The sequence below is a fragment of the Pseudomonas sp. F007 genome (genome assembly GCF_057814275.1).
In genome coordinates this window covers 332,020-347,576 of sequence record NZ_JBVATA010000003.1, presented here as the reverse complement: position 1 = coordinate 347,576, position 15,557 = coordinate 332,020, and the positions used below count along the sequence as shown (strand labels likewise).

Below are 15,557 nucleotides of genomic sequence, written 5' to 3'. Positions count from 1 at the left end.
CATGCAAACTCGTGACGATATTTTCAACACCCTTCGCGATGCCCTGGTCGAGCTTTTTGAACTGGACCCGGCGCGCGTGAGCCTGGAATCCAACCTGTATCAGGACCTGGAAATCGACAGCATCGATGCCGTTGACCTGATTGACCACATCAAGCGCCAGACCGGCAAGAAAATCGCCGCCGAAGAGTTCAAGTCGGTGCGCACCGTCGGCGATGTGGTCGAGGCGGTCTACCGTCTGGTTCAACCAACCGCATGAGCCAATTGATCGGCCTTGGCCTGCTGCTCGCGGGCCTGCTGTACCCCTTTGCGGTGTATTACGGCATGGCGCATTTCGCCCCATGGCAGTTCGCGTTGCTGCTGGGCAGCCTATGGCTGGCCAAGGCCCTGGCCGGTAAACGCCAGCCAGGCAGCCTGTGGATGGCCGGAGCGGTCATTGTTTTCTGCCTATTGCTGGCACTGTTCGACAGCCCGGCTCTGCTGCGCTGGTACCCGGTGCTGATCAGCATGCTGCTGCTGGGGCTGTTCGCCGCCAGCCTGAAAGTTGGCCCACCCATGGTCGAACGCCTGGCCCGTCTGCGCGAGCCGCAGTTGCCGCCCAGGGCAATTGTCTATACCCGCCAGGTCACGCGGGCCTGGTGCGTGTTTTTCCTGTGCAACGGCTTGTGCGCCGCCGCCCTGACCCTCTGGGCGCCGCTGAGTTGGTGGGCGCTGTATACCGGCCTGATCTCCTACGGGTTGATCGGCCTGATGTTTGCCATTGAGTGGCTCATTCGACAACGGCTACGAGGCCAGCCATGAAGTGGATCAAACTTGAGCAATTGCTGCTCAAGACGCCAACGTCCCGAACCGTGACCTACAGTCCGGCGCTGGACCATACCCAGTTGTGCGAACAGGCCCTGAGCCTGGCGGCCCATCTGCAGGCCCAGGGCGTGCAGCGCATTGCCGTGCACCTGGAAGACGCCGCCGACCTGGCGATCGCCCTGCTCGGCGCCTGGCGGGCCGGGGTGGGCGTGCTGCTGCCCGCCGACCTGCAGGCGCAAACCCGGCAACGCTGGTCGAGCGACGTCGACCTGTGGCTGACCGACCAACCCGGCGATGCCCACCTGGCCGCCTGCCTCGGCGAGCCCCTTGCGCCGGCAGCGCTGGACCTCGACCGCTGCCAGTTGAGCCTGTGCACCTCCGGCTCCACCGGCGAACCCAAGCGCATCGATAAATCCCTGCGCCAACTGGCCAACGAAGTCGACGCCCTGGAGCAGCTGTGGGGCGCCGACCTGGGCGACGCCTGCCTGATCGGCAGCGTCGCCACGCAACACATCTACGGCCTGCTGTTCCGGGTGCTCTGGCCGCTGTGCGCCGGACGCCCATTCGTGCGCCGGCAGTTGGCCTTCCCGGAAGACCTGCAACGCGCCAGCCGTGAACACCCAGCGTTTGCCTGGGTCGCCAGCCCGGCGTTGCTCAAGCGCATGGGTGACAACCTCGATTGGCCGGCGCTGAGCGCGGTACGCCGGGTGTTCTCCTCCGGTGGCGCCCTGCCCGACTCCGCTGCGCAAAGCCTGCATGAGCGCTTGCAACAATGGCCGACGGAAATTCTCGGCAGCTCGGAAACCGGCGGCATCGCCTGGCGTCAGGGCCAGCCATTGTGGCAGCCCTTCGCCGGAATCACGCTGAGCCAGGACAGCGATGGCGCCCTGCTGATCGCCTCGCCTTACTTGCCAGTCGGACACATCGAACACACGGCTGATGCCGCGCGCATCGCGGCTGATGGCCGTTTCGAACTGCTGGGCCGGCTGGATCGCATCGTCAAGCTGGAAGAAAAACGCATCTCGCTGCCCATGCTGGAAAACGCCTTGCTCACTCATCCCTGGGTCGCCGAGGCGCGTTTGGGGGTGGTCCAGGAAAACCGCGCGTCACTCGGTGCCTTGCTGGTGTTGAGCGACGCGGGCATGCATGCGCTGCGCAATGGCGGGCGCCGCGGCCTGACCCAGGCGCTGCGCCAGCACCTCAGCCAGCATTGCGAAACCCTGGCCCTGCCGCGGCGCTGGCGCCTGCTGCGACAACTGCCCTTGAACGCCCAGGGCAAACTGCCCCAGCGCGAGGTCGACGCCCTGCTGCTGGCGCCACGCACCAAGGCCCCGGAAGTCCTCGAGCAGTCCTGCACCGAGGGTGAATGGAACCTGCAACTGGCCGTGCCTCCCGACCTCGCCTATTTCACGGGGCACTTCCCGCAAGCCCCGGTGCTACCCGGCGTGGTGCAAGTGGACTGGGCCATGCACCTGGGCCAGCAACTGATGGACCTGCCGCACACCTTCGCCGGCATGGAAGTGTTGAAGTTCCAGCAATTGGTGCGCCCCGGCGATGAAATCCAGTTGCACCTGCGCTTCGATGCCGCTCGCGGCAAGTTGTACTTCACCTACCGCAACGCCACGACCACCTGCTCCAGCGGGCGGATTCTGCTCAAGGCGGCGGATGATGCATAACCCCTGCGCGGTGATTCCGGTCTACAACCACGAAGGCGCGATTGCGACCGTGGTCGATGCGCTGCTGGCCAATGAGCTGCCATGCATCCTGGTGGACGATGCCAGCGACCTTGCTTGCGCCCGGGAACTCGACCGTTTGAGCAAGCGCGATAAGGTGTTCCTGGTGCGGCTCGCGAGCAATCAGGGCAAGGGCGCGGCGGTCATGTGCGGTCTGCGCGAAGCCTCGCGCCTGGGCTTCAGCCATGCCCTGCAGGTCGATGCCGATGGTCAGCACGATTTGCAGGACGTGGCGCGATTCATCGACCACTCAAGACGCCACCCCGACGCGCTGATCTGCGGCTATCCGCTGTACGACGCCAGCGTGCCCAAGGGCCGTTTGTACGCCCGCTACCTCACCCACGTGATGGTCTGGATCAACACCCTGTCCCTGCAGATTCGCGACTCGATGTGCGGCTTTCGCGTGTACCCGCTGCCGCCGACCCTGGCCCTGATCGCCGCAGCCAACATCGGCAAGCGCATGGACTTCGACTCGGACATCCTGGTGCGCCTGGCCTGGCGCAATCAGCCCATGCAATGGCTGCAGACCCGGGTCCATTACCCGCTGGACGGCGTTTCGCATTTCCGCCTGTTCCACGACAACGTACTGATTTCCAGCATGCACACCCGGCTGTTCTTCGGCATGTTGCTGCGCTTGCCGGTGATCCTCTGGCGCCGGTGCCGAGCATGAATCGTCCGCTGGACAAGCAGCACTGGGCCGACCGCGAGGAGCGCGGCAGTTTCTGGCTGATGAAATTCACCGCGCTCGCCGCCAGAGTCCTCGGCCGTCGCCTGCTCAGCCCGCTGCTCTACGGTATCGTGCTGTACTTTTTCCTGTTCGGCCGCAACGCTCGCCAGAGCATCTGGCACTACCAGCAACGCCTGGCCGACTGGAGCGGGCGCGACGACTTGCGCCCCAGTCATTGGCGGGTGTTCGGCCAGTTCATGGCCTTCGCCGACTCGATGCTCGACAAGCTCGACGTGTGGAATCGCAAGCTGGGCATCGAGCAGATCGAGATCAACGACCCGGCCTTGCTGCGCACGCAACTGCGCGGCGCTCGCGGGCAACTGCTGGTCGGCGCGCACCTGGGCAATCTCGAAGTCTGCCGCGCGCTGGCGGAGATCGGTGAACGGGTCACCATGAACGTGCTGGTGCACACCAAGCACGCCGAACAGTTCAACCGCCTGCTGGGCGAGGCCGGGGCGACCAACCTGCGACTGATCCAGGTCAGCGAGCTCGACCCGCTGATCATGCTGCAACTGCACGAGCGCCTGGAGCGCGGCGAATGGCTGGCGATTGCCGGCGACCGCGTACCCCTGCATGGCGGGCGCAGCGTGACAGTGGACTTCCTCGGACACCCGGCCGCCTTTCCCCAGGGCCCGTGGCTGCTGGCCGGGCTGCTGAAATGCCCGGTGAACCTGCTGCTGTGCCTGAAAAAACCCTCCGGCGGCTATCGACTGAGCCTTGAACCCTTTGCCGCTGCGGTGGTCTGGAAACGCAGTGAGCGCGAGCAGGTCATTCATCAGTGGGCTTCGCGCTACGCCGAGCGGCTGGGTCACTATTGCCTCGAAGCGCCCCAACAGTGGTTCAATTTCTACCCTTTCTGGAAGACCGATGACGACGCCAACGCTTGAGCCGATCACCTTCGGCGAACTCCCTTTGCGCATCGAAGACGTGCTGGCCCTGGCCCGGCAGCAGGCACCGGCTCGCCTGCAAGCAGACGCCGCGTTCCGCGAGCGCATCGCCAAGGGTGCGCGCTTCCTCGATTCGCTGCTGGACAAGGAAGGGGTGATCTACGGCGTGACCACCGGCTACGGCGATTCCTGCGTGGTCGCCGTGCCCCTGCAGCACGTCGAGGCCCTGCCCCGTCACCTGTACACCTTCCATGGCTGCGGCCTCGGCAAGCTGCTCGACCCGGCAGCCACCCGCGCGGTGCTGGCGGCGCGTTTGCAGTCGCTGTGCCAGGGCGTCTCCGGGGTTCGCGTCGAGTTGCTGGAGCGCCTGCAGGCGTTCCTCGAACAGGACATTTTGCCGCTGATCCCGGAGGAAGGTTCGGTGGGTGCCAGCGGCGACCTGACGCCGCTGTCCTACGTCGCGGCGACACTCTCGGGTGAGCGTGAAGTGCTGTTTCGCGGTGAGCGCCGCACATCCGCCGAGGTCCATCAACAACTGGGCTGGACGCCGCTGGTGCTGCGCCCCAAGGAAGCCCTGGCGCTTATGAATGGCACGGCGGTGATGACCGGCTTGGCCTGCCTGGCCTTCGCCCGCGCCGACTACCTGCTGCAACTGGCCACGCGCATCACCGCGTTGAACGTGGTCGCGCTGCAAGGCAATCCGGAACATTTCGACGAGCGCCTGTTCGCCGCCAAGCCCCATCCCGGGCAAATGCAGGTCGCCGCCTGGCTACGCGCGGACCTGGCGATCAACGCCCCCACCGCCCCGCTGCACCGCCTGCAGGACCGCTATTCCCTGCGTTGCGCACCGCATGTGCTGGGCGTGTTGGCAGACAGCCTGAACTGGCTGCGCTCGTTCATCGAGATCGAACTCAACAGCGCCAACGACAACCCGATCATCGACGCCGAGGCCGAGCGCGTCCTGCACGGTGGGCACTTCTACGGCGGGCATATCGCCTTCGCCATGGACAGCCTGAAAAACCTCGTGGCCAACGTCGCCGACCTGCTCGACCGGCAACTCGCGCTGCTGGTCGACGAGCGCTACAACCACGGGCTGCCGAGCAACCTGTCCGGCGCCAGCGCCGAGCGGGCGATGCTCAACCACGGCTTCAAGGCAGTGCAGATCGGCGCCAGCGCCTGGACCGCCGAAGCGCTGAAAAACACCCTGCCGGCCAGTGTGTTCTCGCGCTCCACCGAGTGTCATAACCAGGACAAAGTGAGCATGGGCACCATTGCCGCCCGCGATGCGCTACGGGTGCTGGAGCTGACCGAGCAGGTCGCCGCAGCCACCTTGCTCGCGGCCAATCAGGGCGTCTGGCTGCGCAGTCAGGCCGAAGATACTCGGCCATTGCCACCGGCCCTGGCCGCCATGCACGAGGCGCTTGGCAAGGATTTCGCGCCGGTGATCGAAGACCGCGCCCTGGAGGGCGATCTGCGCCTGTGCCTGCAACGCATCGGCGAACAACACTGGAGGTTGCATGCGTAGCAAAGGAGTGCTGCACAGCGACACGCAGATCCGCGTGCCGTTCTTTGACGTCGACAGCATGCACGTGGTCTGGCACGGGCATTACGTGAAGTACCTGGAGGTCGCGCGCTGCGCCCTGCTCGACCAGCTCGGCCACAACTACCTGGCCATGCAGGAAGCCGGCTATGCCTGGCCGGTGATCGACCTGCAGCTGCGCTATGTGCGCGGCGCGGTGTTTGGCCAGGAGCTGAATGTGCGCGCCAGCCTGGTGGAATGGGAGAACCGGCTGAAGATCAACTACCTGATCAGCGACCTGGCCAGCGGTGAACGGTTGACCCGCGCGAGTACCGTGCAGGTGGCAGTGGCGTTGGAGAGCCGGGAGATGCAGTTGGTGTCGCCCAAGGTGTTGATTGATGCCGTGGAGAGGGCTTTGAAATGCTGAGGCTGGTGTTGGAGAGCCAGGTAGTCCGGGGTGTTCTTGGGTTTTTCGCGAGCAGGCTCGCTCCTACAGGGGTCGTGGTGATTGCGCTGTTGATGCCAGCCTTGGCCCAGGCCTTCGATTTGCAGCAGTTGAGCGAGCAGTTGGCCAAACCCGCGGTGATCCACGGCAACTTCGTCCAGGAAAAACACCTGCGAGCCCTGCCACAGCCGTTGACCAGTAAAGGCAGCTTCGTCCTCGCCAGGGATCACGGCCTGTTGTGGCTGTTGAAGACCCCGCTGCAACAGGATTACCGCATCACCGCGCAAGGCATTGCCCGACGTGAAGGCGCTGCCTGGCAACTGTTGCCCGGCAAAAGTGCCGGTGCCGAACAGAACCGTTTGTTCCTGGCCGTGCTGCAAGGTGACAGCAGCGGCCTGCAGCGGGATTTCGAACTGGCCTTGAACGGCGACGCACGACACTGGAGCCTGACCCTGACCCCGCGCTCGCTGCTGCTGCAACAGGTGTTCAAGCAGATCAATATCGACGGTGGCGCCCTGGTGCAACGCATCGAACTGCTGGAAACCCAGGGCGACAGCACCGTGCTGCGCATGCTCGACAGCACCGACAGCCAACCCTTGAGCGACGCGGAGCAACATGACTTTGCCCAATGAGCGCAGCCTGCCCTGGCTGTTCATCAGTCTGTTGCTGGCCGTTGTCGCGCTGGGCGCCTGGCAATGGCGCGATGGCCCGCCGCTGTCCGCCAACCTGCTGGAACTGGCTCCCGGCACCAGCCCTGACGCCCTGCAATTGCGCGCCGAACAGCGCATGCAGGAGCCGCTGAACCGGGAAATGCTGGTGCTGGTCGGTCATCAGGATCGCAATCAGGCGATTCGCACTGCGCAAACCCTCGGCGAGCAATGGCAGGCCAGCGGCTTGTTCGAAAAGGTCCAGTGGAACCTGCAGGCCGACTTGCCGGCCCTGCGTGAGCAGTTGCTGCACGGGCGCCTGGCGATGCTCTCGGCGGGAGACCGAGAGCAGTTGATCGAGCACCCCGAGGCCTTTATCGAGCAACGGGTGCAAGCCTTGTTCGACCCCTTCGGCAGCTTCAGCCTGGTGCCCAGCCAGGACGACTGGCTGGGTCTGACCGGGCGCATCCAGAACAGCCAGCCGCGGCGCGGCACGGTGCAACTGGACCTGGGCAGCGGCGCGTTGATCGCCGATGCCGACGGCAAGAGTTGGGTGCTGCTGCGCGCACGCACCCGTGGCGACGCTTTCGACATGAACCTGCCGCTGCAAGTCGCCGGGCTACTGGAACGTAGCCGCGAACAAGCAGCCACCGACGACGTGCAACTGCTGGCGGCCAGCGGTCTGCTGTATGCCGCGGCCGGTCAGCAGCAAGCCACCCGGGAAATCACCTGGGTCGGTGGCGGTGCGACGGTGGGGATCCTGCTCCTGCTGTTGCTGGCGTTCCGGCGCTGGCGGGTGCTGCTGGCGTTTGTGCCGGTGCTGGTGGGCATGCTGTTCGGCGCGGTGGCCTGCGTGGCGCTGTTCGGGCGCATGCATGTCATGACCCTGGTGCTCGGCTCGAGCCTGATTGGCGTGGCGGTGGACTACCCGCTGCATTACCTGTCCAAGAGTTGGAGCCTGAAACCCTGGCGCAGCTGGCCGGCCCTGCGCCTGACCCTGCCCGGGCTGACCCTGAGCCTGATCACCAGTTGCATCGGTTACCTGGCGCTGGCCTGGACGCCCTTCCCGGCCCTGACCCAGATCGCCGTGTTCTCCGCCGCCGGACTGCTCGGCGCCTACCTGTCGGCGGTGTGCCTGTTGCCGGCACTGCTCAAGGGGGTCGAGTTGCGCCCAGCGCAATGGCCGCTGCGCATCTGCGAGGCCTTGCTCAATCTGCGTGAAGCCCTGCTCAAGCACCTGCGCACCCCGCTGCTGCTCGCCCTGCTGTTGGCCTTCTGTGTGGGCGGACTGCTGCAACTGCGCACTCACAACGACATCCGCCAGTGGGTCGGCACCCCCGAGCAACTGACCAATGATGCACGGACCATCGCGCAGATTACCGGCTACAAGCCCACCAGCCAGTTCTTCCTGGTGCGCGCCGCCGACCAGTCGCAATTGCTCGAACGCCTGCACGCATTAAGTGAACGCCTGCAGCAATTGGTCGCCCTGGACAAACTCGAAGGCTTCCTGAGCCTTGATCAACTGCTCAGCCCGCCCGCCGACCAGCAACGCCTGCGCGAGGCCCTGGCCAAGCTGCCAGAGCACTGGCAGCCGCTGCTGCAACTCGGCGTGCCGCAGGCAGCCTTGCAAACCGAACTGGCCGCGTTGCAGGCACTCCCCGACGAAGACATCGACGCCGCGCTACAAGGCCCCTTGGCCGAACCCTATCGCATGCTGTGGCTGGGCCAGACGGCCGACGGCGTGGCCGCCACCGTGAGCCTGCAAGGCCTCAACGATTCTGCGCTGCTGCGCTTGGAGGCCCTGGACTTGCCTGGCGTAGAGCTGGAGGATCGCCTCGGTGATTTGAACAAAGTCTTTGCCGCGACCCAGGTCAGCGCCGCCGAACTCAAGCTCGCATCCTGCGTGCTGATCATCCTGGTGCTGGTCCTGCCGTTCGGGCTCGGCGGTGCCACGCGAATCGTCGCCCTGCCGCTGCTCGCCGCCCTGTGCAGCCTGGCCAGCCTCGGCTGGCTGGGACAACCACTGACGCTGTTCAGCCTGTTCGGCCTGCTGCTGGTCACGGCCATCAGTGTCGACTACGCGATCCTCATGCGCGAGCAGATCGGCGGCGCCGCCGTGAGCCTGTTGGGCACCCTGCTGGCGGCGCTGACCACCTGGCTGTCGTTCGGCCTGTTGGCCGTTTCCAGCACCCCGGCGGTGAGCAACTTCGGCCTGTCGGTGAGCCTGGGCCTAATGTTCAGCTTCATGCTCGCGCCCTGGGCCGGACGCCAGGTGCATGTCGCGCCCGTTACGGAGCCGGCAGCCTGATGATCATCCTGTTCTGGCTACTGGCCCTGGCGCTGTTCGCCCTGGCGACCCGTATCGGCAAGCATTTCGGCCTGATTCCAATCGTCAGCCAGTTGCTGCTGGCAACCTTCGGCCTGCCGCTGCTGATGTACTTCTGGATCGAGCCCGGCTGGCACCTCAGCGGCGCCGACCTGATCGCCCCGAGCTGGCTGAAAAACCTCTACAGCCTGGCGTTCGCCCTGTTGCTGGGGCATATCCTGAGCGACGTGATCGACCTGCGCCTGGATCGCCAGAGCCTGAAAATCGCCCTGCCAAGTTTCGCCATCCCCTTCGCCTGCGGCCTGGCTACCGCGGTCTGGCTATTGCCAGCGCAGCCGTGGATCAGCTCGTTGGCGGTCGGCCTGCTGTTCGCCATTACTGCGATTCCGGTGCTGTACCTGTACCTGCGGCATATCAACTATCCGCCGGCAGCCACTCGGCGCCTGGTACAAACCGCAATCCTGATCGACCTGACCTGCTGGACCCTGTTCGCCCTGGCCCAAGGCAGCCTGCACCTGAGCAGCCTGTTGCTGCCACTGCTGGCCGGCTGCACGCCGCTGCTGTTGCGTCTGCTCGGCCTGCGCCGGCCGCTGGTCTACTGCGTGTGCTTCTTCGCGCTGCTGGTGGTGGCCGAACACTACCGGCTCAACGCGTTGATTCTGGGCATCGGTTACCTGCTGTGCATGGCGACCCTGAAGGTGCCGTTCGTGCTGCCCCTGCCCGCCGCCCTCATGACCGCCCTGCAGACCTGGCTCGCGATTCCGCTGATCCTCACCTTCGGCATTGTGCAGATCAACGTGCACAGCGCCCTCGACAGCCTCGGCTGGCTGCAACTGGCGGCCCTGTTGCTGCTGCCGATTGCCAGCAAACTGCTGGGCAACTGGCTCGGCCTGGGTTGGGCCGGAAAATCTTTCACCGGCGCCAGCCGCTGGCGTGAAAGCGTGCTGCTGAACATTCGCGGCTTGAGCGAAATCCTCTTTCTAAATCTGTTGCTGCAACAACAGCTCATCAGTGGCGCGCTGTACTTCGCGCTGATGCTGATGGGCCTCGCCGCGACGCTGCTGCCGGCCCTGCTCGGCCTGCATCGCGCGCCCCTGAACACGGCCGCTGCGCCAAGGAGTCCACGTGTCCCACACTGAACTGGAACGTCGTCAGGTCGTCATCATTGGTGCCGGTCCTTCGGGTGCCATCGCCAGCGCGCTGCTCAAGCGCAAGGGTCACGATGTGCTGGTGATCGAGCGCCAGCATTTCCCGAGGTTTTCCATCGGCGAAAGCCTGCTCTGCCATTGCCTGGATTTTGTCGAGGAAGCCGGCATGCTCGAGGCGGTCAACGCCGCCGGTTTCCAGCGGAAAAACGGTGCGGCATTCGCCTGGGGCGAGCGCTACAGCGCCTTCGATTTTGGCGAGACCTTCACCGCCGGCAAACCCACCACCTTCCAGGTGCAGCGCGCTGATTTCGACCAGCTGCTGGCCGACCAGGCCGCCTTGCAGGGCGTGGAAATCCGCTACGGCGAGAGCATCGTCAGCGTCGATTTCGAGCGGCCGCAACCGCGCCTGGTCGTGCAGCGCGAAGATGCCAGCCAGTACGCGCTGGAGGCGAGTTTCGTGCTCGACGCCAGCGGCTACGGCCGGGTCTTGCCGCGCCTGCTGGATCTGGAACGACCCTCGAATTTCCCGCCGCGCCAGGCGGTGTTCACCCACGTCCAGGACCGGATCGACAGCCCGTCTTTCGACCGCGAAAAAATCCTCATCACCACCCACCCGACCCAGCGTGATATCTGGTTCTGGACCATCCCTTTCAGCAACGGTCGCTGCTCGGTGGGCGTGGTGGCAGCGGCCGAACACTTCGCCGGCCGCACGGACGACCTCGACGCCTGCCTGAAAGGCTTCATCGCCGAAACCCCGAGCCTGGCCGGCGTTCTGGAGAACGCCGTATGGGACACCGAAGCGAGGACCATCGGCGGCTACTCGGCCAACGTCAAGACCCTGCACGGCCCGGGCTTCGCGTTGCTGGGCAATGCCGCAGAGTTTCTCGACCCGGTGTTTTCCTCCGGCGTGACCATCGCCATGCGCTCGGCGAGCATGGCCGCCGCCGTGCTCGACCGCCAATTGCAGGGCCAGCGTGTCGATTGGCAAATCGAGTTCGCCGAGCCCCTGAAGCGCGGCGTCGATACCTTCCGTTGCTACGTCGAAGGCTGGTACAACGGGACCTTCCAGGACGTGATCTACCATGAGGGCGGCACCGTGGAAATCCGCCGCATGATCAGCTCGATCCTCGCCGGCTACGCCTGGGATGAACGCAATCCGTTTGTCAGCGAAGCGCGCCGACGCCTGAAGATGATTTCGCAAATCTGTGCCCGAGAGGCCACATGAACCTGATACGCCTGATGCTGCTGTCCTGTGCCCTGCTGCTGAGCGCGTGCGCCGGCCGCGCGCCGTTGCCCGCCGCCCAACCGAGCCTGGCCCTGCCGTTGCAATTGCACATCGAGCAGACCGTCGACCAGCAACGCCAGGATTGGGTGCTGGTGATTCAGCGCGAAGGCGCAGGGCTACGCTGGTCGATGATGGACCTGCTGGGCATTCCCCAGGCGCGGCAGATCCTGCAGGACGGCGAATGGCAGGCTGACGGCCTGCTGCCGCCCAATCCACAAGCCCGGGAGCTGTTCGCCGCCCTGCTGTTCGCCTTGACCCCGGCCGACGAACTGTCGGCCAACTACCCCGTCGCCTGGCAGCATGGCGCCCAACGCGCGCTGCCCGAACGCTGGGACGTGCGTTATCGGCAACCGCTGAACTTTGAACTGAGCCTGATGAAGGGGCCGACGTACCAGGTCACGTCGCTCAGTGGAGACATGCCATGACTGCCTACCTCAACGCCCTCGGGCTGGTCTGCAGCCTCGGCCGTGGCAAACGCCAGGTCGCCGAGCGCCTGTTCGCCGGGGACGACTCGGGCATGCGTGCAGCATCCGGCTGGGTGCCCGAGCGTTCGCTGCCGGTGGGTGCGGTCGAGGGCGAGTTGCCGGCGATCCCCGCCGAGCTGAGCCGCCACGCCAGCCGCAACAACCAACTGCTGCTGGAGGCGGCGCTGCAGATTCGCGCTGACATCGAGCAGGCCATCCACCGCTATGGCCGCGAGCGCATTGCCGTGGTGCTGGGCACCAGTACCTCGGGGATCCATGAAGCCAGCGAAAGCCTGGGCACCTACCTGCACGCCGGGCACTTCCCCGCCGACTACGACTACCGGCAACAGGAGCTGGGCGCGCCGGCGGATTTTCTCGCCGACTGGCTGCAAGTCAGCGGCCCGGCCTATGTGATTTCCACCGCCTGCACCTCAAGCGCCAGGGCCATGATGAGCGCCCAGCGCCTGCTCGCCATGGGCCTGTGCGACGCGGTGCTGTGTGGCGGCGTCGACAGCCTGTGCAAGCTGACGCTCAACGGTTTTTCGGCACTGGAAGCGGTGTCCGGGCAACGCTGCAATCCGTTCTCGGTCAACCGCAACGGCATCAACATTGGCGAGGCCGCGGTGCTGTTCCTGATGACCCGCAGCGCAACCGAAACACCCGCCATCGCCTTGCTGGGTGGCGGCGCCAGTTCCGATGCGCACCATATTTCCGCGCCGGAGCCGGCTGGCCGTGGCGCACTGCAAGCCATGCACAAAGCCCTGGCCCGTGCCGGTTTGCAAGCCGGGCAAATCAGCTACCTGAACCTGCACGGCACTGCCACCCAGCACAATGACGCCATGGAAAGCCGTGCCGTTGCCAACCTGTTTCCCGAGGGCGTGGCCTGTTCCTCGACCAAGCCCCTGACCGGCCATACCCTGGGGGCCGCCGGCGCCCTGGAGGCGGCGTTCTGCTGGTTGAGCCTGAGCCAGCACAACCCCGACCAGCGCCTGGCGCCGCACCTCTGGGATGGCCAGGCCGATCCCGAGCTGCCAGCGCTGCACTGGGTGACCCCGGCCGATCGCCTGGCGTCCACAGCTGCGCGCTACCTGATGAGCAACTCCTTCGCCTTCGGTGGCAACAACGTCAGCCTGATTATCGGAGACGCACCATGATTGACTGGCCGCTCGCCGAACTGCTGCCCCACGCCGGCGACATGATCTTCATCGACCAGGTCCTTTCCTTTGACGAGGAGCAGATCCACACCCGCATGACGGTCAAGCCCGGCGGTCTGTTCAGCCGCGAGGACGGCAGCCTGCCGGCCTGGGTCGGCATCGAGCTGATGGCCCAGACCGTCGCCGCCTTTGCCGGCTGCCGCGCCCGCGAGGAAGGCCGCGCGGTGGAACTCGGGTTCCTGCTTGGCAGTCGAAAATTCGAGTGCAACGTCGATCACTTCCCGGTGGGTAGCGAACTCACCCTGCATGGCCGGCGTTCGCTTGAGGATGACAACGGCATGGGCGTGTTCGAATGCCACATCGATGCGCCGGGCATCCACGCCAGCGCCCGCTTGAATGTGTTCAAGCCGCCCAAGGCGGCTCATTATCTCGATCCATCCAGGGAGTTGCGCGATGACTGAATCCGTACTGGTCACCGGCTCCAGCCGTGGCATCGGCCGCGCCATTGCCTTGCGCCTGGCGCAGGCCGGGCATGACATTGTCGTGCATTGCCGCAGCGGCCTGGCAGAGGCCAGCGCAGTGCAGGCCGAGATCGAAGCCCTGGGCCGCAATGCCCGGGTGCTGCAATTCGACGTGTCCGATCGCGCCGCCTGCAGGGCAGCGCTGGAAGCCGATGTCGAGACCCATGGCGCCTATTACGGCGTGGTGCTCAATGCCGGGCTGACCCGCGACGGCGCATTCCCCGCGCTGAGCGAGGACGATTGGGACGACGTGCTGCGCACCAACCTCGACGGCTTCTACAACGTCCTGCACCCGGTGATGATGCCGATGATCCGCCGCCGCGCAGCGGGCCGGATCGTCTGCATCACCTCGGTGTCGGGATTGATCGGCAATCGCGGCCAGGTCAACTACAGCGCCTCCAAGGCCGGCCTGATCGGCGCGGCGAAAGCGTTGGCGATCGAGTTGGCCAAGCGCAAAATCACGGTCAATTGTGTCGCACCTGGCTTGATCGACACGGCCATGCTCGACGACAACGTGCCAGTGGAAGAACTGATGAAAATGATCCCCGCACAGCGCATGGGCACGCCTGAAGAAGTGGCCGGCGCGGTGAATTTCCTGATGTCGGCGGAAGCCTCGTACATCACCCGGCAAGTGCTGGCCGTCAATGGAGGGCTGTGCTGATGAAGCGCGTCGTCGTCACCGGCATGGCCGGCATCACCTCTCTGGGCAGCGACTGGGCAACCATCTGCGGGCATTTCAAGGCCAACCACAGCGGCATCCGGCGGATGCACGAGTGGGACCGTTTCACCGAACTGAACACCCGCCTGGCCGGGCCAATCGACGATTTCCAAGTGCCCGGGCACTGGACCCGCAAGCAGCTGCGCAGCATGGGCCGGGTATCGCGCCTCGCTGTCGGTGCGGCCGAACGCGCGCTCGCCGACGCCGGCCTGCTCGGCGACGAGTCGATCAAGGACGGGCGCATGGGCGTCGCTTGCGGCTCATCCACCGGCAGCACCGACGAGATCAAGGCCTTCGGCAACATGCTGCTGAACTCGGTGGCCGAAGGACTCAATGCCAACTCCTACGTGCGCATGATGCCCCACACCACGGCGGCGAATATCAGCATCTTTTTCGGCCTGACCGGGCGCCTGATTCCCACCTCCAGCGCGTGCACCAGCGGCAGCCAGGGCATCGGCTACGCCTACGAAGCCATCAAGTTCGGCCGCCTGCCGCTGATGCTCGCCGGTGGCGCCGAAGAGCTGTGCCCGACCGAAGCCATGGTGTTCGACGCGCTCTACGCCACCAGCCTGAAAAACGACGCCCCGCAATCCAGCCCACGCCCCTACGACAGCGCCCGTGACGGCCTGGTGATTGGTGAAGGCGCCGGCATGCTGGTGCTCGAAGAACTCGAGCACGCCCTGGCCCGCGGCGCGCACATACACGCGGAAATCGTCGGCTTCGGCAGCAACGCCGACGGCCAGCACACCACCCGTCCCGAGCAGGCCACCATGCGCCGGGCCATGGAGCTCGCGCTGGAAGACGCCGACCTGCAACCGGCGGCCATCGGCTACGTCAACGGCCACGGCACCGCCACCGAACAGGGCGACATTGCCGAAACCCAGGCCACCAGCAGCCTGTTCGGCAGCCACATGCCCATCAGCTCGCAGAAAAGCTTCCTCGGCCACACCCTCGGCGCCTGCGGCGCACTGGAGTCGTGGTTCAGCATCGAAATGCTCAACCGCGACGAATACGCCCACACCTTCAACCTCGACCACATCGACCCACAGTGCGGCGCCCTCGACTACCTGCGCGGCGAATTCCGGCAGATGAGCAATCGGTATGTGATGAACAATAATTTTGCGTTTGGTGGGGTGAATACGTCGTTGGTGTTTCGGCGGTGGTCGTGATGAAGACCTGGTT

The 15,557-nt window shown here is 65.4% G+C and carries 16 protein-coding genes; all 16 read left to right on the top strand.

The window, feature by feature from the left end; translation table 11 throughout:
* Window position 1 precedes the first annotated feature (1 nt).
* The 16 genes from ACZYR5_RS09050 to ACZYR5_RS08975 are packed head-to-tail and all read left to right on the top strand — an operon-like array spanning window position 2 to window position 15,544.
* Window positions 2-256: an acyl carrier protein gene (locus tag ACZYR5_RS09050; RefSeq protein WP_489089307.1), complete on the top strand. Its 255-nt coding sequence runs from the start codon at window positions 2-4 to the stop codon at window positions 254-256.
* Window positions 253-798: a COG4648 family protein gene (locus ACZYR5_RS09045; protein WP_489089306.1), complete on the top strand. Its 546-nt coding sequence runs from the start codon at window positions 253-255 to the stop codon at window positions 796-798. The genes ACZYR5_RS09050 and ACZYR5_RS09045 overlap by 4 nt, the downstream gene beginning before the upstream one ends.
* Window positions 795-2,477, top strand: coding sequence for an ApeI family dehydratase (locus tag ACZYR5_RS09040; protein WP_489089305.1), 1,683 nt, complete (start codon window positions 795-797; stop codon window positions 2,475-2,477). Before ACZYR5_RS09045 ends, ACZYR5_RS09040 begins: the two co-directional genes overlap by 4 nt.
* Window positions 2,470-3,204, top strand: a complete 735-nt coding sequence (locus ACZYR5_RS09035) for a glycosyltransferase family 2 protein (protein ID WP_489089304.1) — start codon at window positions 2,470-2,472, stop codon at window positions 3,202-3,204. Before ACZYR5_RS09040 ends, ACZYR5_RS09035 begins: the two co-directional genes overlap by 8 nt.
* Complete coding sequence (locus ACZYR5_RS09030) at window positions 3,201-4,148, top strand: lysophospholipid acyltransferase family protein (protein ID WP_489089303.1); 948 nt, start codon at window positions 3,201-3,203, stop codon at window positions 4,146-4,148. The genes ACZYR5_RS09035 and ACZYR5_RS09030 overlap by 4 nt, the downstream gene beginning before the upstream one ends.
* Window positions 4,129-5,673, top strand: a complete 1,545-nt coding sequence (locus ACZYR5_RS09025) for an HAL/PAL/TAL family ammonia-lyase (protein ID WP_489089302.1) — start codon at window positions 4,129-4,131, stop codon at window positions 5,671-5,673. The genes ACZYR5_RS09030 and ACZYR5_RS09025 overlap by 20 nt, the downstream gene beginning before the upstream one ends.
* Window positions 5,666-6,094 carry an acyl-CoA thioesterase gene (locus tag ACZYR5_RS09020; RefSeq protein WP_489089301.1) on the top strand — a complete coding sequence of 143 codons (429 nt, stop codon included), beginning with the start codon at window positions 5,666-5,668 and terminating at the stop codon, window positions 6,092-6,094. Before ACZYR5_RS09025 ends, ACZYR5_RS09020 begins: the two co-directional genes overlap by 8 nt.
* Window positions 6,088-6,744, top strand: a complete 657-nt coding sequence (locus tag ACZYR5_RS09015) for an outer membrane lipoprotein carrier protein LolA (RefSeq protein WP_489089300.1) — start codon at window positions 6,088-6,090, stop codon at window positions 6,742-6,744. The genes ACZYR5_RS09020 and ACZYR5_RS09015 overlap by 7 nt, the downstream gene beginning before the upstream one ends.
* Window positions 6,728-9,067, top strand: a complete 2,340-nt coding sequence (locus tag ACZYR5_RS09010; RefSeq protein WP_489089299.1) for an MMPL family transporter — start codon at window positions 6,728-6,730, stop codon at window positions 9,065-9,067. The genes ACZYR5_RS09015 and ACZYR5_RS09010 overlap by 17 nt, the downstream gene beginning before the upstream one ends.
* Window positions 9,064-10,224, top strand: a complete 1,161-nt coding sequence (locus tag ACZYR5_RS09005; RefSeq protein ID WP_489089529.1) for a sodium:proton antiporter — start codon at window positions 9,064-9,066, stop codon at window positions 10,222-10,224. The genes ACZYR5_RS09010 and ACZYR5_RS09005 overlap by 4 nt, the downstream gene beginning before the upstream one ends.
* A 1-nt stretch (window position 10,225) precedes the next feature.
* Window positions 10,226-11,458 (top strand): NAD(P)/FAD-dependent oxidoreductase, encoded by a 1,233-nt coding sequence (locus ACZYR5_RS09000; protein WP_489089528.1) that lies wholly within the window; start codon window positions 10,226-10,228, stop codon window positions 11,456-11,458.
* On the top strand, window positions 11,455-11,943 hold the full coding sequence (locus tag ACZYR5_RS08995) for a hypothetical protein (RefSeq protein ID WP_489089298.1): 489 nt from the start codon (window positions 11,455-11,457) through the stop codon (window positions 11,941-11,943). The genes ACZYR5_RS09000 and ACZYR5_RS08995 overlap by 4 nt, the downstream gene beginning before the upstream one ends.
* Window positions 11,940-13,136 carry a beta-ketoacyl-[acyl-carrier-protein] synthase family protein gene (locus ACZYR5_RS08990; RefSeq protein WP_489089297.1) on the top strand — a complete coding sequence of 399 codons (1,197 nt, stop codon included), beginning with the start codon at window positions 11,940-11,942 and terminating at the stop codon, window positions 13,134-13,136. Before ACZYR5_RS08995 ends, ACZYR5_RS08990 begins: the two co-directional genes overlap by 4 nt.
* Window positions 13,133-13,597 (top strand): hotdog family protein, encoded by a 465-nt coding sequence (locus ACZYR5_RS08985; RefSeq protein WP_489089296.1) that lies wholly within the window; start codon window positions 13,133-13,135, stop codon window positions 13,595-13,597. Before ACZYR5_RS08990 ends, ACZYR5_RS08985 begins: the two co-directional genes overlap by 4 nt.
* Window positions 13,590-14,318 (top strand): 3-oxoacyl-ACP reductase FabG, encoded by a 729-nt coding sequence (fabG, locus tag ACZYR5_RS08980; RefSeq protein WP_489089295.1) that lies wholly within the window; start codon window positions 13,590-13,592, stop codon window positions 14,316-14,318. The genes ACZYR5_RS08985 and fabG overlap by 8 nt, the downstream gene beginning before the upstream one ends.
* On the top strand, window positions 14,318-15,544 hold the full coding sequence (locus ACZYR5_RS08975) for a beta-ketoacyl-ACP synthase (RefSeq protein ID WP_489089294.1): 1,227 nt from the start codon (window positions 14,318-14,320) through the stop codon (window positions 15,542-15,544). The genes fabG and ACZYR5_RS08975 overlap by 1 nt, the downstream gene beginning before the upstream one ends.
* Window positions 15,545-15,557 lie beyond the last annotated feature (13 nt).

Coding starts and splice junctions, on each gene's coding strand:
- ACZYR5_RS09030 (WP_489089303.1), top strand. CDS start 3,201: ATGAATCGTCCGCTGGACAAGCAGCACTGGGCCGACCGCGAGGAGCGC.
- ACZYR5_RS09040 (WP_489089305.1), top strand. CDS start 795: ATGAAGTGGATCAAACTTGAGCAATTGCTGCTCAAGACGCCAACGTCC.
- ACZYR5_RS09025 (WP_489089302.1), top strand. CDS start 4,129: ATGACGACGCCAACGCTTGAGCCGATCACCTTCGGCGAACTCCCTTTG.
- ACZYR5_RS09015 (WP_489089300.1), top strand. CDS start 6,088: ATGCTGAGGCTGGTGTTGGAGAGCCAGGTAGTCCGGGGTGTTCTTGGG.
- ACZYR5_RS09050 (WP_489089307.1), top strand. CDS start 2: ATGCAAACTCGTGACGATATTTTCAACACCCTTCGCGATGCCCTGGTC.
- ACZYR5_RS08990 (WP_489089297.1), top strand. CDS start 11,940: ATGACTGCCTACCTCAACGCCCTCGGGCTGGTCTGCAGCCTCGGCCGT.
- ACZYR5_RS09010 (WP_489089299.1), top strand. CDS start 6,728: ATGACTTTGCCCAATGAGCGCAGCCTGCCCTGGCTGTTCATCAGTCTG.
- fabG (WP_489089295.1), top strand. CDS start 13,590: ATGACTGAATCCGTACTGGTCACCGGCTCCAGCCGTGGCATCGGCCGC.
- ACZYR5_RS08985 (WP_489089296.1), top strand. CDS start 13,133: ATGATTGACTGGCCGCTCGCCGAACTGCTGCCCCACGCCGGCGACATG.
- ACZYR5_RS09020 (WP_489089301.1), top strand. CDS start 5,666: ATGCGTAGCAAAGGAGTGCTGCACAGCGACACGCAGATCCGCGTGCCG.
- ACZYR5_RS08995 (WP_489089298.1), top strand. CDS start 11,455: ATGAACCTGATACGCCTGATGCTGCTGTCCTGTGCCCTGCTGCTGAGC.
- ACZYR5_RS08975 (WP_489089294.1), top strand. CDS start 14,318: ATGAAGCGCGTCGTCGTCACCGGCATGGCCGGCATCACCTCTCTGGGC.
- ACZYR5_RS09045 (WP_489089306.1), top strand. CDS start 253: ATGAGCCAATTGATCGGCCTTGGCCTGCTGCTCGCGGGCCTGCTGTAC.
- ACZYR5_RS09035 (WP_489089304.1), top strand. CDS start 2,470: ATGCATAACCCCTGCGCGGTGATTCCGGTCTACAACCACGAAGGCGCG.